This is a genomic window from Mesobacillus sp. ABV4_180 (assembly GCF_056158485.1).
Map to the genome: position 1 here is coordinate 2,840,175 of NZ_JBSWTJ010000001.1, position 26,144 is coordinate 2,866,318.

Here is a 26,144-nt window from a genome sequence, read left to right on the forward strand (position 1 = left end):
AAATATCGTCATATATTCCCGAAGATGTTCGAAGTTTACTATTCCTATTAAAATCCTGTAAAATCACCAAACAGCAACGACAGGAGTGAAATCAATTTCGTCATCCAGTCAAAGAACAGCATGACTCCGACAAGAATCATGATATAGCCGCCGATTTTCACGATTTTGGCATTATGCTTTCGAATCCACTGCATTTTCCCGATAAAGAATGAAAGAATAAAAAACGGAATGGCAAAGCCCAGTGTATAGGCAATCATGTACAGCATACCTGAGCCAGGGTTCGAACCTGCAAGTAAGATGACAGAGGCGAGAATTGGCCCTGTGCAAGGAGTCCAGCCTGCCGCAAACGCCATTCCTATCAAAGACGAACCGAAATAACCAGTTGGACGGTTTTTGAATTCAATCTTCCTGTCCTTCATAAGGAATTCTGGTTTAAAAAACCCAATGACCATTAAACCGAATGCAACAATGAAAATGGCTCCAAGCTGGCGGATGAGTTCCTGGTATTGAATAAAGAATTGGCCGACGAATGATGTTCCAAAGCCAATCGCAATGAAAATTACCGAAAATCCGAGCAGAAAGAATAGTGTATGAAGCAGGCTCCTTTTTTGAAGCATCGCATTTTCACTTTTTAGTTCCCCGACTGACATTCCTGTTATATATGAAAGAAAAGCTGGATAGAGCGGCAGGCAGCAGGGAGAAATGAAACTGAGGAACCCCGCTCCCAGGGCAATGAAAATATTAATATCTGTCATGATTCCAACTCCAGTTCGTATTCATTTGTTCCCATTCTAACAAAACCCATCCATATTATAATATATAAGCTGTGAACAATTTATTAAATTCTATAAAAAAGATGTTTAACATAAAAAAAACCGGGTAAATAAGTATGGTGATTATTTTAGCAGGAAAATTTTTTACAAATCTTTCTTTTGAAATTTGGCAGCAAATGCTATATACTAATATAGCACTTGAAATTATTTCTATATTTATAACCATTTTACATATAAATTAGGTTAATAGACTGCCATGAGATAAAATAGGAAAGGATTTTCAAATTGTCTAAAGAGCAACTGATCACCCTGATTGAGAAGAAACGTGAAGAATTGATTCAAATCGCTTCGAAGAACGGACTTAGCTCGACAATCGCGATCCACTACAGCCAGGAGCTTGATGAACTGCTAAACGAATATAATCGAGTATACATAAAAAAAGTCGCGGCACATTAAAAAACAGCTAAACGCATCAGGGCGTTGTAGCTGTTTTTTATTTTTTCTAATATAATTATCCCACTACATCTTCCAGGCGTTCCACTGTCCCATTCTGCAGCAAATACATTTTGTGGTATAGCCCCTGCTGTGCCAGCAGCTCCTGATGCGTTCCCCGTTCAACAATCTCACCATGATGAAGGACGATGATCTGATCCGCATCCTGGATTGTTGACAATCGGTGGGCGATCGCAATCGTTGTCCGCCCTTTGCGCATTTTGGCTAGCGCTGTCTGGATTGCTTCTTCGGTTTCGGTGTCAATATTCGCCGTCGCTTCGTCCAGTACAAGAACCTTTGGATTCGCGGCAATTGTGCGGGCAAAAGCAACCAATTGCCTTTGGCCGCTGGAAAAAGTAGAGCCCCGCTCCGTCACCTTCTGAGCATATCCATCTTCGAGTTTTTCAATGAAAGAATTTGCCTGGACAAACTCAGCGGCTTTCTTAATATCCTCTTCAGATAACTCGCTGTTATGCAGCCTAATGTTATCGCCAACTGTGCCATAGAACAAGAATGGATCCTGCAGCACAAGCCCCATTTTATCACGAAGCTCTTTCACCGGAAAATTCTTGATTGAATGATCATCAATCAAAATGTCGCCTCGCTCAAACTCGTAGAAGCGCATCAGCAAGTTGATGATTGAGCTTTTGCCGCTGCCGGTATGGCCTACAAAAGCCAGAGTTTCCCCAGGATTTACTGAAAAACTGATATTCTTTAATACATCGCGTTTTCCGTCGTATGAAAAACTGACATTCTTGAATTCAATTTTCCCATCATTTATTTCAGCAGCTTCCGAATCTGCCTGAGCAGGTGCAAGTTCTTTTTCATCCAAAAGATTGAATACGCGGGATGCTGCGACAATCGCCTGCTGGTACATGGAGAGACGCATCATCATATTGTTGACTGGTTCAAAGAATCGGTCAAGGTAGTTAATGAATGCGTATAGTACCCCAATTTCAATCGGGCTGTTAAAGGATGTGATCCCGAAAAAACTAAGCACGATAATGAGCGCGAATACATAGACAAGATCAACTGCCGGACGCAGCAGCAATCCGTCTGCCTTGATGTTTTTCATGCCTGCATCAAAGTGCCTGTCGTTGATTTCCCCAAACTCTTTCTTCAGCCTTTCCTCCTGGCGGAACATCTGGATGATGGCCATCCCCTGTAATGATTCACTCAGTTTGGCGTTCAATTGGCTTAATCGTTCGCGCATATCCTGATAGAACTTAGAGCTGAGCTTTCGGTACATGCTCATAATGAACACGATCAAAGGTAAAATCAACATAGTAAACAAGGCTAATTTCACATTCAGGAAGAACATGGCCACAAAGATTCCGAACAGCAGGAAGCCGCTCTGGATAAAGGTTGCAATCACGGTCACGAACATGTCCTTGATCGCTTCCGTATCATTTGTCACCCTTGAAACAAGTGAACCTGCCGGGGTTTTATCAAAGAATTTCAGACCCAGCTGTTGTACCTTTGTGAACACATCGATACGCATTTGCTGAATGATCTTGAGAGCGATCTCCTGGAACTTCAATAATTGCAAGTAGGAAACAACGACATTGAGAATCTGGATACCCATATAGGCAGCACCCAGGAGCAGCAACGGCTTGAAAGGCAGATAGCCTTCTCTCAAATAATCATCAATGAAAATCTTCACCAAAATCGGACCCAGCACGTCACCAACTGTCGCAATCAGAAGGAATCCGAACGCGGCAATGATCTTGCTCATATGTGGATTTGCATAGGCAAGTAAACGGAACAGCACAGAACGCTGCTCTTTTGCATTTAATACAGGCGTTTTTTCCATAGGTCACCCTCCCTGCTCGACAAGCTCTTCAAGCTGCTGCCTTAAATACATATCCTTGTACCAGCCATCCTGTTCCATCAGCTGACCGTGGTTGCCACGTTCAGAAATGCGTCCGTCTTCAAGAACGATGATCAGGTCAGCGTGGTGGATCGCACTTAAGCGGTGGGCTGTGATGATCGTTGTCTTATCTTTTCTATTTTCCTTTAATGCTGATAAAATTTGTTCCTCTGTCTTCGCGTCGACCGCTGACAATGAATCATCCAGAATCAAAATCTCTGGATTCATCACCAATGCTCGGGCAATCGAGATCCGCTGTTTCTGTCCCCCTGAAAGAGAAACTCCCCGCTCCCCAACAACTGTTTCATAGCCATCAGTGAAATCAAGGATGTCGTTATGGATATTCGCCACTTTCGCAGCAGTATGGACAATTTCCTTTTCAACAGACGGGTTTGCGAAAGCGATGTTATCATGAACGGTGGCTGAAAAAAGAAAATGATCCTGAGGCACATAGCCGATTGCCTCTCTTAATCTTTCCATCCTGAATTCCTGGATGTTTCTGCCGCCAATGTCGATATGACCATCATTTACATCGAATTCCCGTATCAACAGTTTAAGCAGGGTCGTTTTTCCGGCACCTGTTTTTCCGACAATCCCCAGTGTCTTTCCTTTTCCAAGTTCGAAATTGATATTTTTCAAGATTGGTTCCTGATCGTTCGGGTAGGTAAACGATTCGATGTTGTAATCAATATTTCCAATTGGAACGATATCGAGGGCATCTGGATGATCCTGAATATCAATTTTCTCCCCGAGTAAGGCTGCTACCCGATCGTAGGACGCCCTGCCTCGTTCAACGATATTGAAAAACCAGCCAAAAGCAAGCATTGGCCAAATCAATAGCCCTAAATACGCAGTAAATGAAACAAGCTGACCTATCGTCAATTCTCCATTCAAAACATATCTTGACCCAAAGGCAATCGATAAGAAGAATGATATCCCTACGATAATGGAAATCGTCGGATCAAACAGCGCATCCACTCTTGCTACTGCGATGTTTTTGTTTACAACATCTTCGGATTGTCTGCGAAAATCTTCAATGTCTTCTTTTTCCTGACCAAAGGTCTTAATGACTTTGATTCCAGTAATGCTTTCCTGTGTCTTGTCATTTAAGTCAGAAAAAGCCTCCTGCGCCTTATGGAATCTTTTATGAAGCATCGTTCCATACCAGCTTGTCAAAGCAGCCATCAATGGCATTGGAATCAGTGCGATTAGCGTCAGTTTCCAGCTGATCGTTGCTGCCATTGCTATGATGACGAATCCACCTGTTGATAATGAGTCTACAAACGTTAGGACCCCTACCCCGGCTGTTTGCTGAATCGCTGAAAGATCATTAGTCGCATGCGCCATCAAATCCCCGGTCCTTCTTTTCTGGTAAAAAGACTGCGACATGCTCGTGAAGTGGGCATACAGACGGTTTCTTAACAATCGCGCCAGCTTTACCGCAGAACCAAAAATCATGATTCTCCAGTAGTAGCGAAGCAAATACATCGCCAGTCCCGAAGCCGCAAGGATGAAAATCCATTTCCCGAGTTTCCCCGCCGTCAGGGTACCGTTTGTAATTTCATCGACGACGATGCCGATGATCCTTGGCGGAACCAGTTGCAGCAAGGCAACGAACAACAATAAGCTTATACCTGTCAAATAAGCCTTTTTCTCCGCTTTGAAATACCACATCAAATCTTTAAATACGCTCATATGTATATCCCCCAAACCCGTCAAATGCTTAAATAGTTTAACAAATATTTGCAAAATGGGGAAGATTTTTTCTTTTATGAATAAAAAGCTAAAAAGTTTATTTACGAATATTAAAATCCATTTAATAAATTTACGTTCGGTTTTTTGGTGTTTTTTGTTGAATAAATTTAGTAGGATGTTATAATGGCTATAAATTAAATACATTCGCTCATATAATCGCAGGAATATGGCCTGCAAGTTTCTACCGGATTACCGTAAATGATCTGACTATGAGTGAGCAATGCAGGGGGCAGAGCTCTACCCTCTAATTGCCTATTGCTGCTGTTTAACAGCCCAAAGGTCATTGCTTCACTCAAATTATGATGTGAATGCATGACATTTGGGCTTTTTTATTGCTCTAATTTTCAGAGGAGGAATACGAAATGGAACAGCTAATTGAAAAAATTAAAAGTGAAGGGAGCGTCCTCTCATCTTCCGTGCTAAAGGTAGACACCTTCCTAAATCACCAGATAGATCCCCAGCTGATGCTCGGCATTGGCAAGGAATTTGCCAAAAGATTTGACGGATGCGGGATTACAAAAATCTTAACAATCGAATCATCCGGTATTGCTCCAGCAGTGATGGCAGGTCTTGAACTCAACGTGCCAGTCGTATTTGCAAGAAAAAGAAAATCTCTGACTCTAGTAAATGATTTGCTTACAGCATCTGTTTACTCTTTTACCAAGCAAGAAACCAGTGAAATTTCCGTTTCAAAAAAATATCTATCAGATAATGATAAGGTGCTCATTATTGATGATTTTCTCGCAAACGGACAAGCTGCAATTGGCCTTGCAGATATAGTCTTGCAGGCGAATGCATCAGTTTCAGGGATTGGTATTGTAATAGAAAAGGGATTTCAGGATGGCGGACGCCTCCTTAGAGATCGTGGATACCGAATAGAGTCATTGGCAATCATAAATTCCCTGGAAAATGGAATCATCAGCTTTGAGCAATCACCAGTCGGAAAGGCGGAAATGACACAATGAAAAAGAATCCATTAAAAATCGCTTCACTAGGAATTCAGCATGTTCTTGCAATGTACGCTGGAGCAGTAATTGTACCGCTGATTGTGGGAGGAGCTCTTGGATTGACCGCAGTGCAGTTAACCTATTTGGTTTCCATTGATATTCTAATGTGCGGTATCGCTACCCTTTTACAGGTATGGCGCAATAAATTCTTTGGAATCGGCCTTCCTGTAGTGCTGGGCTGTACATTCACGGCTGTAGGACCAATGATCGCAATTGGCGGACAATACGGTATTTCAGCCATCTATGGCTCAATCCTTGTTTCTGGAATTTTTGTTGTAGCAATTTCAAAGTTTTTTGGAAAACTGGTTAAATTCTTTCCACCTGTTGTAACCGGTTCTGTCGTTACGATTATCGGAATCACTTTAATCCCCGTTGCAATGAATAATATGGCCGGCGGACAGGGAAGCCCGGACTTTGGTTCCCTTACAAACATTGGACTCGCATTTGGAACATTGCTGTTCATCATTGTCTTGTTCCGTTTCTTTAAAGGCTTTATTCGTGCCATTGCCATTCTGCTTGGATTGGCTGCAGGAACAATTGCTTCTTATTTTATGGGTAAGGTGAACTTTACAGCTGTAGCGGAGGCTTCCTGGTTTCATATGCCTGCTCCCTTTTATTTCGGCCTCCCTACTTTTGAGCTGACAGCGATTTTAACGATGATTTTGGTTGCGATGGTTAGTCTGGTTGAATCGACAGGAGTTTACTTTGCGCTGGGTGATATTTGTGAAGAAAAGCTTGAAGAAAAAGATCTGGCGAATGGTTACCGGGCTGAAGGGCTTGCAATTATCCTTGGAGCAATTTTTAATGCTTTCCCATATACAACTTATTCACAAAATGTAGGACTTCTTCAGCTATCAGGGGTAAAAACAAAGAATGTAATTTATACAGCAGGAGCTTTCCTCGTATTGCTTGGACTGGTACCTAAAATTGGCGCATTGACAACCATCATCCCTACCCCGGTTCTTGGAGGAGCAATGGTGGCAATGTTTGGTATGGTCGTTGCCTATGGAATAAAAATGCTAAGCAAAGTTAATTTCGCTTCTCAGGAAAATCTATTGATCATTGCATGCTCCGTCGGTATGGGATTAGGCGTAACAGCCGTACCGGAATTATTTGCCCAAATGCCCTCTGGCATCCGAATCCTGACAGATAACGGAATTGTGGCAGGGAGCTTAACTGCAATTGCATTAAACCTGGTATTCAATGTCTTCAAGGACAGTAAAGTAGTCCAGAAAGCTTCCTTTTCTGAACAGAAGGCTTCTTAAATATCCTACTCGAATTGAAAACATACAAAAAATGACGTGAGCCCGTGCCCACGTCATTTTTTTTACTGCCAAATCGGCATTTTTTTCTTCTATTCCAATGCCTGCTTCAGATCCTCAATCAGATCCTCCACATCTTCAATCCCGACAGAAATTCGGACCAATCCATCCGTAATACCCAATTCTGCCCTTCTTTCTGCGGGAATTGAGGCATGTGTCATTTTTGCTGGAACGGAGATTAGGCTCTCGACTGCACCTAGACTTTCAGCAAGTGTAAAATACTTCACTCTTCCGAGAACCTCAGCTGCTTTTTCCGCGCTTCCGACATCAAAGCTGACCATACCTCCAAAACCTTCTGCCTGCTTCTTCGCAATAGCATGCTGCGGATGCGTTTCGAGGCCTGGATAATAAATTTTCTCCACGCTCTTGTTTTCCGAAAGAAACTCAACGATTCTCTTTGTATTTGCCTCGTGGGCTTCCATTCGGAGTCCAAGTGTTTTGATGCCTCTGATCAGCAACCATGAATCCTGCGGTCCCAAAATGCCCCCTGTTGAGTTCTGGACAAAGTGAAGCTCATCAGCAAGCTGATCATCATTCACAACAACCAATCCAGCGACAACATCGCTATGGCCTCCAAGATATTTAGTTGCAGAATGAAGGACGATATCAGCCCCTAATGTAAGTGGCGTCTGCCAGTAAGGTGTGCTGAATGTATTGTCAACGATCGTCAGCAAGCCTTTTTCTTTTGCCAGTAGTGAGCAGGCATGTATGTCGGTCACCTTCAAAAGTGGATTTGTTGGTGTTTCGATATATAAGGCTTTTGTATTTGGCTGAATCGCCGCTTTGACTGCTTCAAGGTCGGTTGTGTCGACAAAAGTGGACTCGATGCCGATTCGGTTCAATACCTTGTTCATCACCCGATACGTCCCGCCATATACATCATCGGTAAGAATGATATGGTCACCAGAGCTGAAAAGCATCATGACCGCAGTGATTGCAGCCATTCCGGAACCGAATGCAAACCCTCTTTTTCCCTCTTCCAAATCTTTGATCAATTCTTCCAATGCAAACCGGGTCGGATTCCCTGTGCGGGAATATTCATATCCCTTATGGACACCGACATCCTCTTGTTTGTAAGTACTTACTTGATAAATAGGAAACGATACGGCGCCGGTCGCCTGATCTCCAGGTATGCCGCCATGAATCAATTTAGTCTTCCGTTTCACTTAAATTCCCCCCTCGTAGATTTTTTTGCTTAAGTAACGCTCGCTTCCATCTGGAAACACAGTCACGATGTTTGTACCAGGAGGGGCTTTATGAGCTTCTATCAATGCTGCGTGAAGAGCTGCGCCCGAAGAGCTTGCAGCAAGTATTCCCTCTTTGGCCGCGAGTTCTTTCACGCGTTCAAATGCATCCTGATCGGAAATCGTATGAATCTCATCAAAATAGAAAGAGTCCATATAATCCGGGAGAAATTCCATCCCGATTCCTTCCGTTTTATGGGGACCAGGCTGCCCCCCATTCAGTATCGATCCCTCTGGTTCAACAATGACGGTCTTCACCATTGGATTTTTTTCTTTTAAAAATCTTGCTGTACCCATGAATGTTCCACCTGTACCAGCACCAGCAATGAAAATATCAATCTTTCCATCAAGATCTTGCCAAATCTCCGGTCCCAGAGTTTTATAATAGGTTTCTGGATTCGAAGGATTGGAAAATTGTGATGGCGAGTAAGAATGAGGTATTTCTTTGAGCAATTGTTCCGTCTTTCGGATTGCTCCAGCCATCCCCTCCGAAGTTGGAGTATGGATGATGGTTGCACCAAGCGCCTTCATGACAGCCTGTTTTTCAGCACTGAATTTTTCCGGAACTACAAAGATTACATTAATTCCTTTGCCGATTGCTGCCAGCGCCAGGCCAATTCCGGTATTTCCGGCAGTAGGCTCGATCACTGTACTACCTACCGCCAATTTGCCTGTAAGGATTGCCTCATCGATCAACTCCAGACCGAGTCGATCCTTAATGCTTCCGCCAGGGTTAAGGTATTCCAATTTAGCAAAGATCTTCACCTCATTTGGAAGCTGGAATTTAGTAAGTTCGACCATCGGTGTTTGCCCAATGATTTCATGGATACTGCGGTAAACCGTCATTGCAAATAACTCTCCTTATTCAGCAAAAACCTGGCGCCACTCATCTTTCTTTTCCAGCATTTTTGCTGCGATTTCTTTTGCTCCCTCAAGACTGTGGCTTGCTGCCCAGCCGCACTGGATTTCATTGCAGGCAGGGACTTCGTCTGATTCCAGCACATCATTCAATGTTTTTTCCAGCACTTCAAGAATATTGTCATAGTCATCATGGTTGATTACTGATAAATAAAATCCAGTCTGGCAGCCCATTGGACTGATGTCCACAACAGTATCATGATGATTGCGGATATTCTCTGCCATAAGATGCTCAAGTGAATGTAGGCCAGGCATTTCCATATGCTCCTTGTTAGGCTGGCAGAAGCGGATATCGTATTTATGAATGACATCGCCATTCGCTCCTTTTGTTGTTCCGGCCAGGCGGACATATGGTGCGGCAACCTTGGTATGATCCAAATTAAAGCTTTCGACATTCATTTTCTTTACCATTACTTCTTCAGCTCCTCTACCATTAGTAAAATCAGTTCTGCGGAATTTTTAGCGGCCGTTTCAAGGAATTGATCAAATGAAATATTTGAATCTTTTCCTGCTATATCTGACAGCGACCTGATGACGACAAACGGCACTTCAAATTGATGTGCTACCTGGGCAATCGCTGCTGCTTCCATTTCGGCAGCATACAAATCAGGCAGCTTCGTTCTGATGAATTCTACTCTTTCGGGATCACTCATAAAGGAATCCCCAGAAGCAATCAAGCCTTTTGCGACACGGTTGCCACTGATTTTTTCAGCGCTCTTGACCGCAGCCTCGACGAGCATCTCATCCGGTGCAAAAAAGGCAGGCATTCTCGGTACCTGGCCATATTCGTAGCCAAAAACGGTGACATCCACATCATGATGCCTTACTTCTGTTGAAATCACGATATCACCTACATTAAGCTCCTTGTGGAATCCACCTGCAGAGCCTGTGTTGATGATGACATCCGGCTGGAATTTTTCAATCAATAATGCTGTACCCATTGCGGCATTTACTTTTCCAATACCTGACTTCAGCAGTACCACATCCAGGCCATTCATCTTACCTTCATAAAATTCACTACCTGCAAGATTCGTATCTTCCCTGTCTACTAGTTTGCTGCGCAGTAATTCTACTTCTTCATCCATTGCTCCGATTATTCCAACTCTCATCGCTGCAACTCTCCAATACTATCTTTATTTTTGATTTACCTTAACAGCTTCCATCAGCCAAACATAGAAATTCATTTTTTCAAAAGTGACCTTGAAACCATTCTGCTGAAAAATATCCTCCAGCACTTCAAGAGTTGTATAATATTCTCTTTGCAGGTCAGTCAGCAGATTTTCGTAACCCTGCTGTTTAACCAGACTGTGACGATCCTGGCGATCTTTTTCATTTAGAAATGCTGTGTCAGCGAACACGATCTTGCCGCCATCCGTCAATAAATCGCTGTATAGTTTGATGGCAGTATCCTTTTCTTTATCAGTAAGATGGTGAAAAGCGTAAGTGCTGACAATCGAATCTACTTTGCCAGGCAACTCAGGGAAATGTATAAAATCTCCATCATATAAATGCAGATTCAAAAACCTCGCTCTCGTTTTCTCCCTCATGACCCTTGACGGCTCGACACCGTAAACCAATCTCCCAAGTGCAATCAGCTTTTCAGTAAGATTTCCTGTCCCTACCCCAAACTCCAATACTGTCCCCATTGACTTTGATGCCACTGTTTGTAATATTTTATCATAATCTTCAAAAACTTCTTTGTATTCCGCATCATGACCTGCAACGGTATCGTCATAAAATTCAGCCCAATCATCAAATAAGGGGATAAATTCCCTGCCCATTTCCTTCACTCCGTTTTATATTTTATAATTCCTATAAGTATAGTATGAATTAAAATATTATAGGTCACATATTAGCATAGAAGGTTTTTGAAATCAATTTTTTTCTTCGGTAAAAAGCAGGCAAGAAAACAATTCCGTGATGGTGTATACTTATAAATAGTCGATGATTTCTAAGGGGGAAAACATGGAAATAAGAGTGCTTGTTGCAGAGGATGAACAAAGAATCAGCCATTTATTAAAAATGTATCTAGAGAGAGAATCCTATGTTGTTGACATCGTCGACAATGGAGAAGAAGCATTGGTAAAAGCCATCGAAGAGTCCTATGATTTAATCATTCTCGACATTCTGATGCCAGGCAGAAATGGATTTTCCGTTTTAGAGGAAGTAAGGAAAACAAAAACCACTCCCGTTATCATGCTTTCTGCAAAAGGAGAAGATCACGACTTAAAGCGGGGCGAAGAACTGGGAGCCAATGAATACATATTAAAGCCTTTCAGCCCGCGTGATGTTGTATCCAAAATTAAGGTGCTACTAGGCTCATAAAAGAGTTAAAGAGCCCCCGCTGGCGTTCTCGCTACTAGAGGGCTCTTTTTAACGATAAGAATATTGCCGTTTTTTACCCGTACTTTATTCCGTTGGATAACTTCATTAGAACATCCTTTAAATGCTTTTTGGAGACTGCTTTATGCATAAGCACCTCATCAAATCCATTCTTCTTCATCGCTTCCATGATTGATTCAATTCGATCTTTCCGGTCCCTTCTCAGATTTGACTCTAATTGGATTTCAAGTGGAATGACAGGAATACGATAACTTTTAAATTCAACCGTTTTGAATAGGGTCCAGATATATTTTCCGCCTTCCCATATACCCTCTCCATCCATGGAGTCAGGAATACCAGCTGAGTTTGATATATGGACGACTTCAACTTCTGCCCCTTCAATCATCCAACTGCTTTTAGTCCAGCTGAAGCCCGAGGGAAAAGTTTCCGTAAAAAATAGTTCTCCGTTCATACCTTGTGGCGCAATTACTTTTAACAAATTCGCAAAAACCTCTACGTCTTCCTTGTTTCTAACATATATATCGATATCACCGGGAATCATGTCGCAGCCCTGCAATACAGATCCAACCGAACCGACGATCACCCAATCGACCTGCATTCCAGAATCAGAATAACCATCACATATTTTCTTTAAAGCACCTGTCCAGCTTGTCATACACTCCACTCCTCCTGCCTGACCACTTCCCCACCCCGGATCTCGCTGATTGCACCACATAATTCAATATCGGAATCCTGGACGATGATTCCATCGCCATCTTTACAAGCAAAGATGCTTGTTTCCTGTTTCTTGGAATAGACCAACAATTCGCCGATCCGATCTTCATATGACTGCCAGTGTGGCATGAACTCGAAATCAACTAGTCCCAATCCATCCAATCGATCCAACCGGACTTCATTTTCATCGTAAAACTCAGCTACCCTGATTGACTCGGACATTATGATACTCCCTGCACTTTGTCCTATCAAAAGCTTTCCGTCCTGAACCATCTCTTTAATACAGGAAGTAATATTTCGATCCTGCAGATTTTTCAGGAATGTGTAAGTGTTTCCTCCAGATAAAAATATGCCGTCACAGTCCATAAACTCATCTAGAAGGGGTTCTTGAAACTCCTGGTCCACATCAAAATAGAAAAATTCAGTGACACCAAGTTCTAAAAATTCCGGCTTAGCTGCTTCAAAATACTTCCTATCACGATCGGTTTGCGCTGGGATATAGGCAAGTTTAAATGGCTTTACCCCTATGAACTCTTTAATTTTCCCTTTCAAAATCGGGTTATTATTTCTTAAATTACTTAATAAAACTAACTTAGTCATATCAATACATCTCTTTCCTAGTCATTTTCAAAGTAATAATTCGATAAAGTTATAGTAAAAACCTTTTAAAAAACAAAAGAGCCCGGGGCCGGCCCCGAACTCTCATAAAATGCTATTTACTTTTACTTGACCAAATAACGAATGGAATAAGCACAAGTGACAGTACTCCCCCTGCTAATGACAGGAAGGCATAGCTTGAACTTGCCACTACCATTCCTGACAGCATTCCGCCCGATGCTCCTGATAATGCCACCATGACGTCGATCGTCCCCTGCATCTTTGCACGGTTTGTCGGGTTGGTTGCATCGACTAGCAGAGCAGTGCCACTTATCAATCCAAAGTTCCAGCCAAGCCCAAGAAGGATAAGGGCAATCGTAATCCACAGCATGGATTCTCCGGGAGCAACAGCGGCCAATACTCCTGAAGCCAGCAGCGTCGCTCCAGAGGCAATTGCCATTGCCGCTCGTCCGATCTTATCCACAAGTACACCTGTCAATAATGACGGCAGATACATCGCGCCAATATGGAACCCGATAACCATGCCTACTGCGCTCAAACCATGTCCATGATGCCCCATATGAACCGGGGTCATGGTCATGATCGCTACCATGACCATTTGGGTCAGGATCATGATCAGTGCCGCAACTCCGATTCCTCGTTTATCCGCTTCGATGGTTTCTTCAACATATTCAGGGTTGCTGGATTGGGCATTCCGTTCGGCCATTACAATCGCCCTTGCGACGACAAACGGGTCAGGACGAAGGAAAAATAACAGCACTAAACCGGCTACGATATAGGCTGCCGCTGCAAGGATGAATGGCCCGGCTAAAGCCGGAACTCCAACTGACAGGGCAAATTTGCCCATTGTATCAACAAGGTTTGGTCCCGCAACTGCACCAAATGTTGTTGATACCATCGCAATACTTACGGCCGTCGCCCGCTGTTTTGAACTTGCCAAATCTGTACCCGCATAGCGCGCCTGCAGGTTAGTTGCGCTTCCTGCCCCGTAGATTAACAAGGAGGCAAACAAAAGGTAAATATTATTAGTTACTGCTGCAAGAATTACGCCAATTGCACCAATTCCGCCTGTTAAAAAACCGGAAGCCAACCCGGCACGCCGTCCATACCGCTGTGAAAGCCGTCCAACAATGAGCGCAGCCCCGGCTGATCCCAGAGTGAACAGCGCGGTTGGCAGCCCGGCTACACTGTCAGTGCCAAGCATTTCTTTTGCCAGCAATGCCCCAACTGTGATTCCAGCAGCAAGTCCCGCACCGCCAAAAATCTGTGAAAGGACAACAATGAAAAGAGTCCTTTTGTATAACGCTTTTTGCTTTTCAGGAGAATCAATATAGCTCTGGAGCCATTCCGGCTGGGCTTCAAGAGCAGCTGATTCTTTAGATTGATGTGACATATCACTGTTCTCTCTTTCTTTGTTTCTTTACTTAAATTATACTACACAAGGTATTTTTTGAATATAAAAAGAAAGCGTTGCGCTACTTCAATATTCCTCAAGTTCTTCCTCCAGGTCCCTTAGTACTGTTTGCACGTCCACGACGGCCGAATCCTTGTCAGTTGGAAAGATCGACACCTTGATGCCATCCTTTTTCATTCCAGGAATCCACTTTTCGATAAATTCATCCAAATCAATATGTTTCGGCTTACATCCCCGCCATTCATTTTTAGCGGAGCTTTCCGCAAATTCTTTATGAGGAAAAAATGGGATTAGTGTGGAGGAATTATCATCCTCTGCAGTAGCCCACCCTTCATGATACAAACCCCAGACTTCCTGATAATCTGCAACCTTTTTAATGAAGTATTCGTACCTTATATTCGCAGGCAGTTTGATGACTGCATCAAATTCTTTTTGATTCATTTCAGTTCCGTCCTTTATATGTAGTTATCTATCTATGCCCGTCCTTTCGTGCCTGGATATATCCATAATAAGCACAGGTTCCATTTCGAGAAAGATCTTTCACCTCAAATCCGCACTTTTCATAAAAACTAAAATTATTTGCTGATGTATGAGCAAACCAATCGCCATGCGGGAGTTTTTGCACGCAGAGTTCGATAAGCTTTTGGCCAATTCCTTTACCCCTGTAATCTGTTAATACGACCAAATCCATAATATTCGCTGCCATGATCTGATCTGAAATGACCCTGACCATCCCGACCATTTCATTTTGGTTCCAGGCAGTGAATGCCCATGTAGAATTACTAAAAATAAGTGTAAATTTCTCTTTTTGCCAATCCGGTGTACTTCTTGTCCAGCCAGCATCCTGAAAAAGTTTTTCGACCTGGTCAGACGGAACTCCCTCTGTGCCTTCTCTAATAACAAACCCGTTATAATATTGATACATATTGAGTCCCCTTTGATAAATCATTTCCCGAAATACTTCTTGAATCATGTTGTGTTATCCTGCTAAGGTTTCAAAATACTTTTACCGGAGAATAAGAAAAGCACCCATCCATAGAATGAGTGCTTGTCCTCTATTATTTTCCTGTCTGCTTGTTCATTGCTGACATCATTTGATTGATTTTCTTCTGGGATGGTTTCATACCCATTTGCATCATCATCATTTTAAGCATTTGTTCATTAATTGGCGGATTTTTCTTCAGGTAGCTCTCCATGTATTTACGAGCAATGAAAAATCCTAGCGCTACACCAGCAATTAGTGCCAGTATACCAACTAGAATATACGTCCACATAAAAACTTCCTCCTTCATGTTGTCTAACATACAGTGTACTAAACCAACAGCTATTATACAATATCTGTTGATTTTTTTCTCTAATAATTAAATATATTTTCGTTCTTTTATCGGCTTTAGCCAGCCGTATTTGGTAGATTCAAGATCAATCGCCAGGAATGAAGACTCGCATTTACGTAAAATCTCAAAAAAGACCGTTTCAGCATCGACGTGACCATGGGACTCAAGCTCCAGCCATCGATCGTGGACTTTTAGTGTCGCTGAGCTTGATGTATTTTTATTTTCATAAATATAAACACCATTTTCCGCCTTAAAGCCCTTCATTTTAGAAAGCTGTTGATGAAGGAGCTGGTGAATTCTTAAGACAGGGATAGGCTTGGTTACAAATTCCACCTGTTTGGAGATGATTGTTTTTAACTCGCCGCTAGCTTGACTATATTCCAAAAACAAGTGATAAAACATCCGTTCTCTTCCAAAATAATGAGAGGCAAATTCATCTTCAATTAAATATAGCTGGTAGGATCTCATATGATCCCCTCCTCTGCAGACAAGCTTTTGTCTTTATTATAGGAAAACGTCCAGTCTGCGTTTGTCTAAAGATGCCGAAAAAATCCACTAATTATGTCGAATTCAAAACTTTCTTACATTTTATTATAAAACTCACAGAATTGATTGTCATTCAAAAAGGATAATGGCAAATTATTCTGCAAAAGGGGCATACTTGCCTGCAATCAGGGGAATATATCAATGTTACTTAGAAAGAGAAAGGATGACAATACATGGCTACAGTTCTTTACATTACAGCAAATCCAAAACCAGTTGAGGAATCATTCAGTTTATCAGTTGGGGAGGAATTCATCAAAGCCTATCGCGAAAATAATCCTGACGATGAAGTAATCCGTCTTGACCTTTATAAAATGGATGTACCATTCATTGATACCGATGTTTTCAGCGGATGGGGCAAATTGCAGCAAGGGGCTGCTTTCGATCAGTTAAGTGCTGACGAAAAGCAAAAAGTCAGCTCAATCAATACCCTTACAGATCAATTTATCTCAGGAGATAAATATGTTTTTGCCACACCTTTCTGGAACTTCAGCTTCCCTCCCAAAATGAAAGCATATATTGATAACATTGCGATTGCAGGGAAAACTTTTAAATATACTGCGGAAGGTCCCGTAGGTTTACTGGGTGGAAAAAAAGCTCTTCACATCCAGGCACGCGGAGGAATCTACTCAGAAGGTCCGGCAAAAGACATGGAATTTGGAGATCGTTATCTGCGCACTGTTCTTGCCTTCATGGGAATTACGGATGTTGAAACCCTGGCAATAGAAGGGATGGCAGCAATGCCTGACAAAGCTCAGGAAATCAAACAGCAAGCGATCCAGCGTGCAAACGAACTTGCAAAACAATTTTAATGCATTAAAAAAAGCCTGGTTACAGGCTTTTTTGCTGTATTATTTTACTCCGTCCAACGGGATTTCTTTAGGGTGATCGAAGCTGAAAACAGTTCCATCAGAAACTGCCTGTTCCATAGCAGACCCCTGCTCGGCAGCCTGGCCGTTCACCGCTCCCCCCAACGGGATATCTTTACCATATTCAAACATTAAAACACACCTCCTGTTGATTATTATGGGTATTTGTTACTAATATATTTACCATTTATCGTCTTTTTTCCTGCTGACTTGGGAAAAATTTATTTGTACTGATTTTTTATTATTATTGCTTTGTTAAATCAGGCTGTTGATTTCCGTAACAAGCGCTAAGCTTTCCGCAGTATAAAAAAAACACCCGAATCATCGGGTGCTATAATGTGAAAAAGTGCTTCTGTAGTTCTCGATATATTTTACTAATTTATTTTGTAAGTTCCCAAGCGTCTCCATCTGGTTGCCATCCGTCTTAAGATCCACTACTTCCAGCAGCCTGACAAACGTTAATAGATTATGCATACGAATGAACATTGGCAATTCTTTTATCATATTGTCGTCCAGGTTATTTACAGACTGATAGCCTTGGATAAACTCATTGATCATGGGATTTCCCATATCTTCCTCTGTTCTGAGGATGTCTCTCAAAGCAAATGCGACATCTGCTGCAAACCAGTTATTCATACAATCATCAAAATCTATAATCCCAATCTTGTCATCTGTGAAATACAGATTATCTAATTCAAAATCATAATGAATCATTCCGAAGTTATCCTCGGAAATAAGCAAACCTTTTGCCCAATTCTTAATTGAATCGAACTCTCTCAGTGCTGAAGTTTCATGAGCTGGTAACTTTTCATAGGCCCAATCCAACTGATCCCGCCAGTCTTTCCTTGCATTCCGATATTCCATTGGCATGTTTTTAAATACTTTATGCATCTTTGCTAGATGCCTTCCCCAAACACGAAAATCGTCTGCTTCTAATTCATCAACTTCTAACTGCTTTCCAGAGAGTGCTTCAAAAACCACAGCATAAAATGTGCCTGACTCATCACTGACAACCTCAATGTAATTGCCTTCAAGTGATCTTACCGGAAGGGCTACCTCTATGTCCTGTTTGTGAAGAAATAAAAGAATGTTCATTTCACTTTCTATTTGTGATAATTCTCTTTCATCAGAATCACTGAATCTCAGAAAGTAATTTTTCCCTGCTCTTTTGAAAACAAATAGAAAATTTGCGCTTGCCCGATAATAATAGACTGTTCCAGGATCATAGCCCCATCTATCTAAAATTTTTTCTGCAAGAGGGCTCCTCCATTCATGGTCAACAGTTTGAACCACGTTGTACATAATACTAAGTTTCATCATTAACTTTTCCTCCAGTTTGATAAAAATAACAACTGGAATCGATATAGCCAACAAAAAAGCCACGAGATTTTTTCTTAACCTCGTGGCTCCATTCCCCTACTTTAAATCTTCCGTATGAGTGAGTGGCAAATAATTAAATTCCAAGGTTATTCTTATAAATTTAAGCATTTTATCCTCTCACTCCCTTCTACATTCGTATGGTTATTATATTAATATCAATTGGAAAAGTCAACCATTTTATCAAAAAGAACGTTTGGCTGAAGATTCACGTATGTTTGGCTGATCACTGACTGAGATTGATTCCATATGCCTCGCTACCTTTGTGCTATAAGTGAAATCCCCATAGCAATAGGGATACCGGAAATTGTTTTTGTCACCTCCGCAATTATAGGTCTGCGGATTTTTTTCGACTTGTAGCATCGAAAATTTCTTCGCCAGCTCTTCGCTGTGTCGCCCTCCGTTTTTAGCTACAAAGTCTATATAGCCTATTCCCATGTTATATGCCTGAATGATGGCAGGAAAGTCGACTTGTTTTTGATTGCCATAGTTCACTGCCCGATGGAAATACTTGACACCTTGCTCGATACTCTTTTTAGGGTCATTGATTGTATTCGGTGCAAGTCCTGCTGACTCGGAGGCTTGCATCGGATCGCCGCCCTTCCCCCTGCTTTCCTGCATCATTAATGCCGCAACTGTGACCGTGTGTTCTTCAAGACCGATTTGTTTTAACTCTTCCTGAATTATGGGTGTATACTTGGCAACTTCGCCAATTGAGCTGTTCGCTCCAATATTTATTTTTTTAAAACTCTCATTATACAACTCCAGGAATCTATCAAATAGAAAAAACACTATGAATGCAGTAAACAGCAAGAATGCCAGATTGAAGTTTCTTTGAATTTGTTTTTTCTTTTTGGGTTTCTTTGTCTTGTATTTCATGATCTCTCTCCCAATTAATAGGCTCATGCATACTATTTTATTGGAAAACGGTGAAATTTGAAAGGGAGCTGCAACATTTTAGCAGCCCCCTCACTATTCTTCGTAAATCATTTTCCTTGTCATTCCTCCGTCGATGACGAGATCCTGGCCATTTATAAAATCATTTTCCGGATCAGCCAGATACAAACATGCTTTTGCAATATCCTCTGGTTTTCCAACGCGATTGGACCAGTGCTGAAGGTGATCCTTCTTTCTCAGTTCATCATCCCCCTCTGTTTGGATCCACCCGGGGCTGATTGAATTAACCGTGATTCCTTTCTCCTGAAGGGAGGCTGCCAGCGCATGTGTCAATGCAAGAATCCCTCCCTTTGAAGAGGCATAGGCTTCAGAGTTTGGTTCAGACATAGTGGCTCTTGTTGAAGGAATATTTATAATCCGGCCGCCCTTGTGCATCCTTCTCGCAGCTTCACGTGATCCGATGAACACACTCCTTAGGTTGGTAAAAATGACATCCTCCCACTCCTCAGTTGTGAGCTCGAATAATGGTTTGAACCGGGAGACACCTGCGTTATTGATCAATATATCTATCCGGCCAAAATTTTCAATAACCTGATTAACCAGGTTTAAAATATCTTCTTCTTTCCTTACGTCAGTTTTATAATATGCACCTTTACTGCCCATCTCTTCAATCAAGGAAATCATTTCAGCCCCTTGCCGTTCATCTATATCGGCAATACAAACAGTTGCTTGTTCTTTGGCAAAAGCCCTGGCAATCCCTTTGCCGATTCCATTGGATCCTCCAGTGATGATGACCACTTTCCCAATAAATTTATTATCCATCCTTCACTCATACCTTTCATGATTGCTGACAATAAAACGTTTACCCTTTTTCGCAAATTTCAAGCTTAACAATATATAAGCCAGACCTCAACTGAGGCCTGGCTTTCTGTTTATTTTTCAAGTTCAGTTGATACTTGCCATTCAACTCCGAATTTGTCGGTTATTTGTCCGTATGCAGGGCTCCAGAATGTTTCCTGCATTGGCATTGTTACTTTTCCGCCATCCTGAAGTTTTTCAAAAATTTCTTTTGCTTCTGACACATCGTTTACCAAAATAGCAATCGTTACCTGAGATCCAAGCTGATATGGATGTCCAGGAAAAGTATCAGACAACATTAAGCTGCCATTGCCAATTTTCATCTGAGCATTCATAACGCGGTCTTTTGCTTCTTCAGGCAGTGGAAATTCTGGGTTTTCCGGCATATCACCAAATGTTTGGAGACTTGTTACTTCTGCTCCTAATGCATGCTGATAAAACTTCACAGCTTCCTGGCCATTTCCGTTTGTTACTAGATAAGGGACAATTCCTGTTACCATTACAGCACCTCTTTTATTTTTTTAGAACAAATGTTCGATATTTATCTTACCATAATTTTCTTTCCTTGACAATTATCTATTTTTCCCAGACAAAGGTAAGAATAAACTAGAAAATTGGACAGCAAAAAAAGCGGGGGTACCCGCTTTTTTATTTATTAATAGGGAAAATCATTTCCGGTCTTATCCCGAACAATGATTTCATATTTATCATCTTTTACGAGTGAGTTTTCCTTTTCCATCTCTATGAATGCCTCTATCTCGCTACGAATTTTATTAACTGACTCTTTTGCATTTTCATCAGATTGCTGCAAGCTGGTTTTTATGAACATCTTCATTACGTTTTCCTTATAGGAATAGCCATAACCAGAAACCCTATACTCCTTTTTCATGCCTAGTCCTTCAAAGATACTTCTTAGGTAAGATGTCCAAATATCTTCTCGCATATTTTTGTCAACATCGACTTTTGTGATAAAAACATCTTTTTCCGTGTCATTCGCTTTAGCAATATCAAGTGCAATATTTTTTATTTCTTCTCCTCTTGTTTCAGTAAGCGGAATAGCAACTTCGATTTTCTCGTTAAACGGATTTACCTGGATGATTTCATATCCTAAACCTCTTAGTTTTTCGTCAACCTGTACACCTAGATCATCCATTTTTTTCTCTTCATCTGTCAATGAGGTATATTCAGGCATAAACGAGGATACATTGATTTCATAGGAATCATACTCTTTACTTTTCATAACCTTATCGATGATCTTAGTAATTTTCTCCCGTTCACGATCTGCATCTTTTTCAGACCCTTCAATAGATACAGAAATCTGATTCGTTTCACCAGGACTCATGCCTAAAAAAAACTTTCTATATCCCTCTTCTTCCATCGCTTCCCAAAGAAGGACATCCATTGGTTCCGATTTGAATATCTGGCCAAGATAAGGAATTTTGGATGCCATTTCAGCTACCGATGGATTTAGGAACGCTGAAGCCGTCAAAACTCCAAACCCGATTACAGCTGCTGCCGCGAATTGGATACTCTTCCTAAAGGTCTTATTTATTACTGTTTTTTCTTTAAAGTCTGCTTCAGCCTTTATATTCTTTGCAAAATCATAAAGTGATGGTGGTACGTGGATTTTTTTCATATCCGCTTCTATTTCCTTCATAATGTGTTCATCCATCTTCATTGTATGTTCACCCCTATGATTTGATTTTCGATCAATCTCGTTTTCAGAGCATTTCTTGCTCTTCTCAGATGGGATTTAACCGTTGAAGTCTTAAGTCCGAGCATTTCAGAAACTTCCTGGATTGAGAGCTCTTGATAATAATAAAGGAGTAGCACATTTCTGTAATCAAGATTTTCTAATGAATCGATTCCATTTTTAATTTCATGTTCAGTTTCGTCATCTATGACCCTATCAAGAACTCCACGTTTATCCTTTATGTAATCCATCACGATTACGGTTTCTTTCTGTCTTCCATTCTTCCTAAGAACATCAATCGACCTGTGGGAAACGAGTTTATAGAACCATGTGCTGAAATAAATGATTTCCTTGCCGCTCATTATGTTACGGTACGCTTCAATCATGGCATTTTGGACAACTTCTTCTGCCTGGTCCTTTGCCCTGACGATACTGTAGCTGGTTCTGTATCCTTTTTCAATTAGGGGATTTATGAGTTCAGCAAAAGCTGAATCCTCTCCATTTCGGATTCGTTGCATCAATTCTGCCTGTTCCACCAGCAGCACCTCCTTGTTTGTTTCTACACTTTAGGCGCCAATGACACTATTTAGGTTGCACGTTTTGTTAAAAAAATTCGTTTTCATAAAGAAAACCCGCCCATTGGCGAGTTGTCTGATTGCTTGGTCTATGCATCCATTTCAGTTTAACATAACTTTCCATTAATATAATTGAAAAAAAAACGAGTACGAAACCAAATTGGTTTGATACTCGTTTATGTGTAATTTAATTAGTTTTGTTCAAGCAATGCTTTCACGCGAGCAACTACATTGTTCACAGTGAAGCCGTACTCTTCCATGATTTTTTCTCCTGGTGCTGATGCACCGAATGTGTCGATCGCAAGGACTTCACCTTCGTCACCCACATAGCGGTGCCAGCCAAGTGAAGATCCCATTTCGATACCCAAACGCTTCTTGACAGACTTCGGAATGACGCTTTCTTTGTATTCCTTGGACTGCTTTTCGAAACGATCCCAAGAAGGCATACTTACAACTGCAACGCTGATCCCTTCGGAAGCAAGAGCTTCTTGAGCTTGTACAGCAAGTCCCACTTCTGAACCTGCAGCAATAAGCAATGCATCGGCATTTTCTTTGCCAGCTGGAGAAATCACGTATCCACCCTTTGAGACGCCTTCGTATGCATTCTTGTCTGTGTCTTTGATTGTCGGCAGGTTTTGGCGAGTCAGCACAAGAGCTGTAGGAGTCTTAGTTGATTCAACAGCAAGCTTCCAAGCAGCAGCCGTTTCGTTACCATCTGCAGGACGGATCACAGATAGGTTTGGCATCGCACGAAGTCCTGCAAGCTGTTCAACAGGTTCGTGTGTAGGGCCGTCTTCACCCACTGCGATACTATCATGAGTAAATACGAATGTTACAGGCAAGCCCATTAAAGCTGCAAGTCTGATTGCAGGCTTCAAGTAGTCAGAGAATACAAAGAATGTCCCGCCAAATACTTTTAATCCACCGTGAAGAGCCATCCCGTTCATTGCTGCTCCCATTGCAAATTCACGGACTCCGAACCAGATGTTGCGGCCTTCGAATGAACCTGGGAAGAAATCACCTGTCCCTTTGATCATTGTCTTGTTTGAACCCGCAAGGTCGGCTGAACCACCGATCAAGTATGGAAGGTTTTTGGCTAAACCATTTAGTGCTTCACCAGAGGAAGCACGGCTGGCAAGGCTCTTGCCTTCTGCATAAACTGGAAGATCCTTATCCCAGCCTTCTACTAATTCACCCTTCATTGCCTTTTCAAGCTGTGCTCCTAGTTCAGGGTATTCACTCTTGTATTTTGCGAAAAGCTCATTCCATGCTTGTTCAGTTTGTTCACCTTTATCAGCGATTTGCTGCTTGAAGTGATCATACACTTCGCTTGGTACATGGAAGTCTTCCTCGAAAGTCCATTTATACGCTTCTTTTGTAAGCTTCAATTCATCTGCGCCCAATGGAGCACCGTGAACATCCGACTTACCAGAAAGGTTAGGAGAACCATAACCGATAATCGTCTTAACTTCGATTAAAGTCGGACGATTCTCATCAGTCTTCGCTTCCTCGATTGCCTTTGCGATTTCTTCTAGATTGTTTCCATCTTCAACACGAATATACTGCCATCCATATGCCTTGAAACGGCCTTCTACGCTTTCAGAGAAAGATTTATCAAGATCGCCGTCCAATGAAATATCGTTTGAATCATAAAGAACAACCATTCTGCCTAATTTAAGGTGTGCTGCAAGGGATGCTGCCTCAGCAGATACACCCTCCATTAAATCTCCGTCACCGCAAATGCTGTATGTATAATGGTCAACAAGATTATAGTTATCTTTGTTATAGACAGCTGCCAGGTGGCGTTCAGCCATTGCCATACCCACTGCCATGGCAATCCCCTGTCCAAGTGGTCCAGTTGTAGCATCTACGCCAGCAGTGTGGCCAAATTCAGGGTGTCCAGGAGTCTTGCTTCCCCATTGACGGAAGTTTTTGATATCATCCATTGATAAATCATAACCTGCAAGGTGCAGCAAGCTGTATAACAACATAGATCCGTGGCCGGCAGATAAGACAAAGCGGTCACGATTAAACCATTCAGGATTTTTAGGATTGATGTTCATATGACGAGTCCATAGTGTGTAAGCCATCGGAGCAGCCCCCATTGGCATGCCAGGGTGTCCGGAATTCGCCTTTTCAATTGCATCAATCGATAAAGTACGAATCGAATCAATTGAAAGCATATCAATTTTGTTAAACATTAAATACATCCTTTCTATAAGTACTGGCTACATCCTTAATATTATAGCGAGAACAATTATTATACAACAAATTGTGCCTGAAGGAGACAGAAAAGGCCGTATTGTTATTTATTTTGACACAAACACCTTATTGATATGTAACAGGACGATCATCCTGAGATTAAAAAAAGGCTGTGTTAAATTAGACTGTTGATTTCCGTTCCAGGCGCATCGCTTTCCGCGGGGCTGGCGCTGAGCCTCCTCGTCGCAGGAGTCTGCGCGCCTGGAACGTAGATCAACAGGACTTAAAACAACAGCCAGCTTTAACACAGCCAAAAAATAAAAATGGAATACATGAATCATGTATTCCAAAGGTTATATTAATGAAGCTTGTTCTTATTTCTTTCTTCCTTTAACTTTTCAGGAGTTACATCATTACCTTCAGGATCAATGATGGTTACACCCTTTAAAGTGTTAAGCATAGAGGAACGGAATGTTTGCAGATATTCAGCGCGAAGCTTTGACTGTTCCTTCGCTTCTTCCACAGTCAATTTTGAGGTCTTGGCTTTATTAGCCAGCTCATTGATTCTGGCAATTTTATCACTTGATAGCATGGTAAAGCTCCTTTGTAAAAAAAATACGTCAAGTGACATCTTACTAGATTTAGATCATTTTTACAAGAATGAAGCTTATGATTCCCTGGACTCTATATACTCTAAATATCTTCGATTCACAGTTGCCTTCGAGACATGATAACCAAATCCTCTAAGAGTGGCAGCAATATCTGCAAAAGTCAGGCCGTTATTGCGAAGTTTCACAATTTCTTCAATCGGCATTTCCTTGCGCTCCCTGCCTGCATGATCCCCTTGGTTTTTCAAATTCCGCTGAGGCTTGTATCCTTGATCAATCGCCCGTTTCATTCCGCGCTTTATTTTAATGTTGTGGATCTTTCGTTGATATTCCTCAACCATGCTGACAATCTGCAGCACCATGGAATCCGAATCAGAAAGCTGCAGTTCCCCATGGTGTGATATGCTGTATAACTTAACATGCTCTTTCAAAATACAGTGAAGGATCGCGACCTTCGCATTTCCTCTTCCAAGACGTGTCTCATCCTGGATGAGCAGGGCACCGATGGTCTTGTCCTTAATCAGTTCCAGCAACTCCAAGATGCCTTCCCTATCAAGGTCATAACCACTAGCCTGTTCCTTAATGATGCCTGCTACTTCGAATCCATACTCTCCTGCCAGACGAAGCAATTCTTCCTCCTGCCTGGCGAGCGATGTCTCTTGTGTTTCCTTTGTTGTGCTAACCCGGCAATATATAATTGCTTTCATGTTGTCACCTT

The 26,144-nt window shown here is 41.8% G+C and carries 30 protein-coding genes and 1 riboswitch; of the genes, 5 read left to right on the forward strand and 25 right to left on the reverse strand.

Translation table 11 applies throughout. From position 1 onward, the window contains the following. Positions 1 to 47: 47 nt before the first annotated feature. Positions 48 to 755 carry a cytochrome c biogenesis CcdA family protein gene (locus ACXAEA_RS14595; RefSeq protein WP_475096610.1) on the reverse strand — a complete coding sequence of 236 codons (708 nt, stop codon included), beginning with the start codon at positions 753 to 755 and terminating at the stop codon, positions 48 to 50. A 303-nt stretch (positions 756 to 1,058) separates the two neighbouring features. On the opposite strand from ACXAEA_RS14595, the gene ACXAEA_RS14600 reads away from it, so the two are divergent. Beyond that, complete coding sequence (locus tag ACXAEA_RS14600) at positions 1,059 to 1,229, forward strand: Spo0E family sporulation regulatory protein-aspartic acid phosphatase (RefSeq protein ID WP_475096611.1); 171 nt, start codon at positions 1,059 to 1,061, stop codon at positions 1,227 to 1,229. Between the two features lie 55 nt (positions 1,230 to 1,284). On the opposite strand, the gene ACXAEA_RS14605 is transcribed toward ACXAEA_RS14600, so the two are convergent. Continuing rightward, on the reverse strand, positions 1,285 to 3,078 hold the full coding sequence (locus ACXAEA_RS14605; protein WP_475096612.1) for an ABC transporter ATP-binding protein: 1,794 nt from the start codon (positions 3,076 to 3,078) through the stop codon (positions 1,285 to 1,287). A 3-nt stretch (positions 3,079 to 3,081) separates the two neighbouring features. Further along, positions 3,082 to 4,830, reverse strand: a complete 1,749-nt coding sequence (locus tag ACXAEA_RS14610; protein WP_475096613.1) for an ABC transporter transmembrane domain-containing protein — start codon at positions 4,828 to 4,830, stop codon at positions 3,082 to 3,084. Between the two features lie 188 nt (positions 4,831 to 5,018). Continuing rightward, positions 5,019 to 5,120, forward strand: a riboswitch (purine riboswitch). Between the two features lie 132 nt (positions 5,121 to 5,252). Between ACXAEA_RS14610 and ACXAEA_RS14615 the strand changes: the two genes are divergently transcribed. Together ACXAEA_RS14615 and ACXAEA_RS14620 are read left to right on the forward strand one after the other, a co-directional pair. Next, complete coding sequence (locus ACXAEA_RS14615) at positions 5,253 to 5,855, forward strand: xanthine phosphoribosyltransferase (RefSeq protein WP_475096614.1); 603 nt, start codon at positions 5,253 to 5,255, stop codon at positions 5,853 to 5,855. Then, positions 5,852 to 7,162: a nucleobase:cation symporter-2 family protein gene (locus tag ACXAEA_RS14620; protein ID WP_475096615.1), complete on the forward strand. Its 1,311-nt coding sequence runs from the start codon at positions 5,852 to 5,854 to the stop codon at positions 7,160 to 7,162. Before ACXAEA_RS14615 ends, ACXAEA_RS14620 begins: the two co-directional genes overlap by 4 nt. A gap of 89 nt (positions 7,163 to 7,251) precedes the next feature. Here the strand turns inward: ACXAEA_RS14620 and ACXAEA_RS14625 are convergent, their stop codons facing one another. Genes ACXAEA_RS14625 through ACXAEA_RS14645 form a run of 5 tightly spaced genes read right to left on the reverse strand, consistent with a single transcriptional unit; the run spans position 7,252 to position 11,162 of the window. Beyond that, the gene (locus tag ACXAEA_RS14625) at positions 7,252 to 8,385 is read right to left on the reverse strand and encodes a bifunctional cystathionine gamma-lyase/homocysteine desulfhydrase (protein ID WP_475096616.1); all 1,134 of its coding nucleotides are present in this window, start codon (positions 8,383 to 8,385) and stop codon (positions 7,252 to 7,254) included. Beyond that, a complete protein-coding gene (locus tag ACXAEA_RS14630) occupies positions 8,386 to 9,309 on the reverse strand; it encodes a PLP-dependent cysteine synthase family protein (RefSeq protein ID WP_475096617.1) in 924 nt (307 codons plus the stop codon). Positions 9,310 to 9,324: 15 nt separating this feature from the next. Further along, positions 9,325 to 9,792, reverse strand: a complete 468-nt coding sequence (locus tag ACXAEA_RS14635) for an S-ribosylhomocysteine lyase (protein WP_475096618.1) — start codon at positions 9,790 to 9,792, stop codon at positions 9,325 to 9,327. Continuing rightward, positions 9,792 to 10,490 (reverse strand): 5'-methylthioadenosine/S-adenosylhomocysteine nucleosidase, encoded by a 699-nt coding sequence (gene mtnN, locus ACXAEA_RS14640; protein WP_475096619.1) that lies wholly within the window; start codon positions 10,488 to 10,490, stop codon positions 9,792 to 9,794. The genes ACXAEA_RS14635 and mtnN overlap by 1 nt, the downstream gene beginning before the upstream one ends. A gap of 24 nt (positions 10,491 to 10,514) precedes the next feature. Next, positions 10,515 to 11,162, reverse strand: coding sequence for a class I SAM-dependent DNA methyltransferase (locus tag ACXAEA_RS14645; RefSeq protein ID WP_475096620.1), 648 nt, complete (start codon positions 11,160 to 11,162; stop codon positions 10,515 to 10,517). A 184-nt stretch (positions 11,163 to 11,346) separates the two neighbouring features. On the opposite strand from ACXAEA_RS14645, the gene ACXAEA_RS14650 reads away from it, so the two are divergent. Then, entirely contained in the window at positions 11,347 to 11,706 is a 360-nt protein-coding gene (locus ACXAEA_RS14650) for a response regulator transcription factor (RefSeq protein WP_475096621.1), read from the forward strand. A 73-nt stretch (positions 11,707 to 11,779) separates the two neighbouring features. On the opposite strand, the gene ACXAEA_RS14655 is transcribed toward ACXAEA_RS14650, so the two are convergent. The 7 genes from ACXAEA_RS14655 to sirA form a co-directional block, all read right to left on the reverse strand. Beyond that, complete coding sequence (locus ACXAEA_RS14655) at positions 11,780 to 12,379, reverse strand: nucleotidyltransferase family protein (RefSeq protein ID WP_475096622.1); 600 nt, start codon at positions 12,377 to 12,379, stop codon at positions 11,780 to 11,782. Beyond that, positions 12,376 to 13,038, reverse strand: a complete 663-nt coding sequence (locus ACXAEA_RS14660) for a Type 1 glutamine amidotransferase-like domain-containing protein (protein ID WP_475096623.1) — start codon at positions 13,036 to 13,038, stop codon at positions 12,376 to 12,378. Before ACXAEA_RS14660 ends, ACXAEA_RS14655 begins: the two co-directional genes overlap by 4 nt. A 112-nt stretch (positions 13,039 to 13,150) precedes the next feature. Continuing rightward, on the reverse strand, positions 13,151 to 14,449 hold the full coding sequence (locus ACXAEA_RS14665) for an MFS transporter (protein WP_475096624.1): 1,299 nt from the start codon (positions 14,447 to 14,449) through the stop codon (positions 13,151 to 13,153). Positions 14,450 to 14,536: 87 nt separating this feature from the next. Continuing rightward, on the reverse strand, positions 14,537 to 14,911 hold the full coding sequence (locus ACXAEA_RS14670) for a DUF2750 domain-containing protein (protein WP_475096625.1): 375 nt from the start codon (positions 14,909 to 14,911) through the stop codon (positions 14,537 to 14,539). Positions 14,912 to 14,939: 28 nt separating this feature from the next. After that, entirely contained in the window at positions 14,940 to 15,395 is a 456-nt protein-coding gene (locus tag ACXAEA_RS14675; RefSeq protein ID WP_475096626.1) for a GNAT family N-acetyltransferase, read from the reverse strand. A gap of 133 nt (positions 15,396 to 15,528) precedes the next feature. Continuing rightward, positions 15,529 to 15,744, reverse strand: a complete 216-nt coding sequence (locus ACXAEA_RS14680; protein WP_475096627.1) for a YneF family protein — start codon at positions 15,742 to 15,744, stop codon at positions 15,529 to 15,531. Positions 15,745 to 15,831: 87 nt separating this feature from the next. Then, positions 15,832 to 16,272, reverse strand: coding sequence for a sporulation inhibitor of replication protein SirA (gene sirA / locus ACXAEA_RS14685; protein ID WP_475096628.1), 441 nt, complete (start codon positions 16,270 to 16,272; stop codon positions 15,832 to 15,834). A 251-nt stretch (positions 16,273 to 16,523) separates the two neighbouring features. On the opposite strand from sirA, the gene ACXAEA_RS14690 reads away from it, so the two are divergent. After that, complete coding sequence (locus ACXAEA_RS14690; RefSeq protein ID WP_475096629.1) at positions 16,524 to 17,159, forward strand: FMN-dependent NADH-azoreductase; 636 nt, start codon at positions 16,524 to 16,526, stop codon at positions 17,157 to 17,159. Positions 17,160 to 17,198: 39 nt separating this feature from the next. Here the strand turns inward: ACXAEA_RS14690 and ACXAEA_RS14695 are convergent, their stop codons facing one another. The 10 genes from ACXAEA_RS14695 to ACXAEA_RS14740 all read right to left on the reverse strand — a co-directional run bounded on the left by ACXAEA_RS14695 (position 17,199) and on the right by ACXAEA_RS14740 (position 26,133). Beyond that, positions 17,199 to 17,348 (reverse strand): hypothetical protein, encoded by a 150-nt coding sequence (locus ACXAEA_RS14695; protein ID WP_475096630.1) that lies wholly within the window; start codon positions 17,346 to 17,348, stop codon positions 17,199 to 17,201. A 189-nt stretch (positions 17,349 to 17,537) separates the two neighbouring features. Next, positions 17,538 to 18,536 (reverse strand): phosphotransferase enzyme family protein, encoded by a 999-nt coding sequence (locus ACXAEA_RS14700; protein WP_475096631.1) that lies wholly within the window; start codon positions 18,534 to 18,536, stop codon positions 17,538 to 17,540. A gap of 240 nt (positions 18,537 to 18,776) precedes the next feature. Continuing rightward, a complete protein-coding gene (locus tag ACXAEA_RS14705; protein ID WP_475096632.1) occupies positions 18,777 to 19,472 on the reverse strand; it encodes a lysozyme family protein in 696 nt (231 codons plus the stop codon). Positions 19,473 to 19,565: 93 nt separating this feature from the next. After that, on the reverse strand, positions 19,566 to 20,312 hold the full coding sequence (locus ACXAEA_RS14710; protein WP_475096633.1) for an SDR family NAD(P)-dependent oxidoreductase: 747 nt from the start codon (positions 20,310 to 20,312) through the stop codon (positions 19,566 to 19,568). Between the two features lie 110 nt (positions 20,313 to 20,422). After that, entirely contained in the window at positions 20,423 to 20,848 is a 426-nt protein-coding gene (locus ACXAEA_RS14715) for a VOC family protein (protein WP_475096634.1), read from the reverse strand. A gap of 155 nt (positions 20,849 to 21,003) precedes the next feature. After that, the gene (locus tag ACXAEA_RS14720) at positions 21,004 to 22,026 is read right to left on the reverse strand and encodes a hypothetical protein (RefSeq protein WP_475096635.1); all 1,023 of its coding nucleotides are present in this window, start codon (positions 22,024 to 22,026) and stop codon (positions 21,004 to 21,006) included. Further along, on the reverse strand, positions 22,023 to 22,577 hold the full coding sequence (locus ACXAEA_RS14725) for an RNA polymerase sigma factor (RefSeq protein ID WP_475096636.1): 555 nt from the start codon (positions 22,575 to 22,577) through the stop codon (positions 22,023 to 22,025). The genes ACXAEA_RS14720 and ACXAEA_RS14725 overlap by 4 nt, the downstream gene beginning before the upstream one ends. A 230-nt stretch (positions 22,578 to 22,807) precedes the next feature. Then, positions 22,808 to 24,817 carry a transketolase gene (gene tkt / locus ACXAEA_RS14730; RefSeq protein ID WP_475096637.1) on the reverse strand — a complete coding sequence of 670 codons (2,010 nt, stop codon included), beginning with the start codon at positions 24,815 to 24,817 and terminating at the stop codon, positions 22,808 to 22,810. A 359-nt stretch (positions 24,818 to 25,176) separates the two neighbouring features. Further along, a complete protein-coding gene (locus ACXAEA_RS14735) occupies positions 25,177 to 25,410 on the reverse strand; it encodes a DUF896 domain-containing protein (protein WP_475096638.1) in 234 nt (77 codons plus the stop codon). Positions 25,411 to 25,485: 75 nt separating this feature from the next. After that, positions 25,486 to 26,133: a YneB family resolvase-like protein gene (locus tag ACXAEA_RS14740; protein WP_475096639.1), complete on the reverse strand. Its 648-nt coding sequence runs from the start codon at positions 26,131 to 26,133 to the stop codon at positions 25,486 to 25,488. Positions 26,134 to 26,144 lie beyond the last annotated feature (11 nt).

Excerpts from the sequence above, each read along its gene's own strand:
- ACXAEA_RS14595 (WP_475096610.1), bottom strand. The coding sequence starts at position 755 with ATGACAGATATTAATATTTTCATTGCCCTGGGAGCGGGGTTCCTCAGT.
- ACXAEA_RS14605 (WP_475096612.1), bottom strand. The coding sequence starts at position 3,078 with ATGGAAAAAACGCCTGTATTAAATGCAAAAGAGCAGCGTTCTGTGCTG.
- ACXAEA_RS14610 (WP_475096613.1), bottom strand. The coding sequence starts at position 4,830 with ATGAGCGTATTTAAAGATTTGATGTGGTATTTCAAAGCGGAGAAAAAG.
- ACXAEA_RS14615 (WP_475096614.1), top strand. The coding sequence starts at position 5,253 with ATGGAACAGCTAATTGAAAAAATTAAAAGTGAAGGGAGCGTCCTCTCA.
- ACXAEA_RS14620 (WP_475096615.1), top strand. The coding sequence starts at position 5,852 with ATGAAAAAGAATCCATTAAAAATCGCTTCACTAGGAATTCAGCATGTT.
- ACXAEA_RS14630 (WP_475096617.1), bottom strand. The coding sequence starts at position 9,309 with ATGACGGTTTACCGCAGTATCCATGAAATCATTGGGCAAACACCGATG.
- ACXAEA_RS14635 (WP_475096618.1), bottom strand. The coding sequence starts at position 9,792 with ATGGTAAAGAAAATGAATGTCGAAAGCTTTAATTTGGATCATACCAAG.
- mtnN (WP_475096619.1), bottom strand. The coding sequence starts at position 10,490 with ATGAGAGTTGGAATAATCGGAGCAATGGATGAAGAAGTAGAATTACTG.
- ACXAEA_RS14645 (WP_475096620.1), bottom strand. The coding sequence starts at position 11,162 with ATGGGCAGGGAATTTATCCCCTTATTTGATGATTGGGCTGAATTTTAT.
- ACXAEA_RS14650 (WP_475096621.1), top strand. The coding sequence starts at position 11,347 with ATGGAAATAAGAGTGCTTGTTGCAGAGGATGAACAAAGAATCAGCCAT.
- ACXAEA_RS14655 (WP_475096622.1), bottom strand. The coding sequence starts at position 12,379 with ATGACAAGCTGGACAGGTGCTTTAAAGAAAATATGTGATGGTTATTCT.
- ACXAEA_RS14660 (WP_475096623.1), bottom strand. The coding sequence starts at position 13,038 with ATGACTAAGTTAGTTTTATTAAGTAATTTAAGAAATAATAACCCGATT.
- ACXAEA_RS14665 (WP_475096624.1), bottom strand. The coding sequence starts at position 14,449 with ATGTCACATCAATCTAAAGAATCAGCTGCTCTTGAAGCCCAGCCGGAA.
- ACXAEA_RS14670 (WP_475096625.1), bottom strand. The coding sequence starts at position 14,911 with ATGAATCAAAAAGAATTTGATGCAGTCATCAAACTGCCTGCGAATATA.
- ACXAEA_RS14675 (WP_475096626.1), bottom strand. The coding sequence starts at position 15,395 with ATGTATCAATATTATAACGGGTTTGTTATTAGAGAAGGCACAGAGGGA.
- ACXAEA_RS14680 (WP_475096627.1), bottom strand. The coding sequence starts at position 15,744 with ATGTGGACGTATATTCTAGTTGGTATACTGGCACTAATTGCTGGTGTA.
- sirA (WP_475096628.1), bottom strand. The coding sequence starts at position 16,272 with ATGAGATCCTACCAGCTATATTTAATTGAAGATGAATTTGCCTCTCAT.
- ACXAEA_RS14690 (WP_475096629.1), top strand. The coding sequence starts at position 16,524 with ATGGCTACAGTTCTTTACATTACAGCAAATCCAAAACCAGTTGAGGAA.
- ACXAEA_RS14695 (WP_475096630.1), bottom strand. The coding sequence starts at position 17,348 with ATGTTTGAATATGGTAAAGATATCCCGTTGGGGGGAGCGGTGAACGGC.
- ACXAEA_RS14700 (WP_475096631.1), bottom strand. The coding sequence starts at position 18,536 with ATGATGAAACTTAGTATTATGTACAACGTGGTTCAAACTGTTGACCAT.
- ACXAEA_RS14705 (WP_475096632.1), bottom strand. The coding sequence starts at position 19,472 with ATGAAATACAAGACAAAGAAACCCAAAAAGAAAAAACAAATTCAAAGA.
- ACXAEA_RS14710 (WP_475096633.1), bottom strand. The coding sequence starts at position 20,312 with ATGGATAATAAATTTATTGGGAAAGTGGTCATCATCACTGGAGGATCC.
- ACXAEA_RS14715 (WP_475096634.1), bottom strand. The coding sequence starts at position 20,848 with ATGGTAACAGGAATTGTCCCTTATCTAGTAACAAACGGAAATGGCCAG.
- ACXAEA_RS14720 (WP_475096635.1), bottom strand. The coding sequence starts at position 22,026 with ATGAAGATGGATGAACACATTATGAAGGAAATAGAAGCGGATATGAAA.
- tkt (WP_475096637.1), bottom strand. The coding sequence starts at position 24,817 with ATGTTTAACAAAATTGATATGCTTTCAATTGATTCGATTCGTACTTTA.
- ACXAEA_RS14735 (WP_475096638.1), bottom strand. The coding sequence starts at position 25,410 with ATGCTATCAAGTGATAAAATTGCCAGAATCAATGAGCTGGCTAATAAA.
- ACXAEA_RS14740 (WP_475096639.1), bottom strand. The coding sequence starts at position 26,133 with ATGAAAGCAATTATATATTGCCGGGTTAGCACAACAAAGGAAACACAA.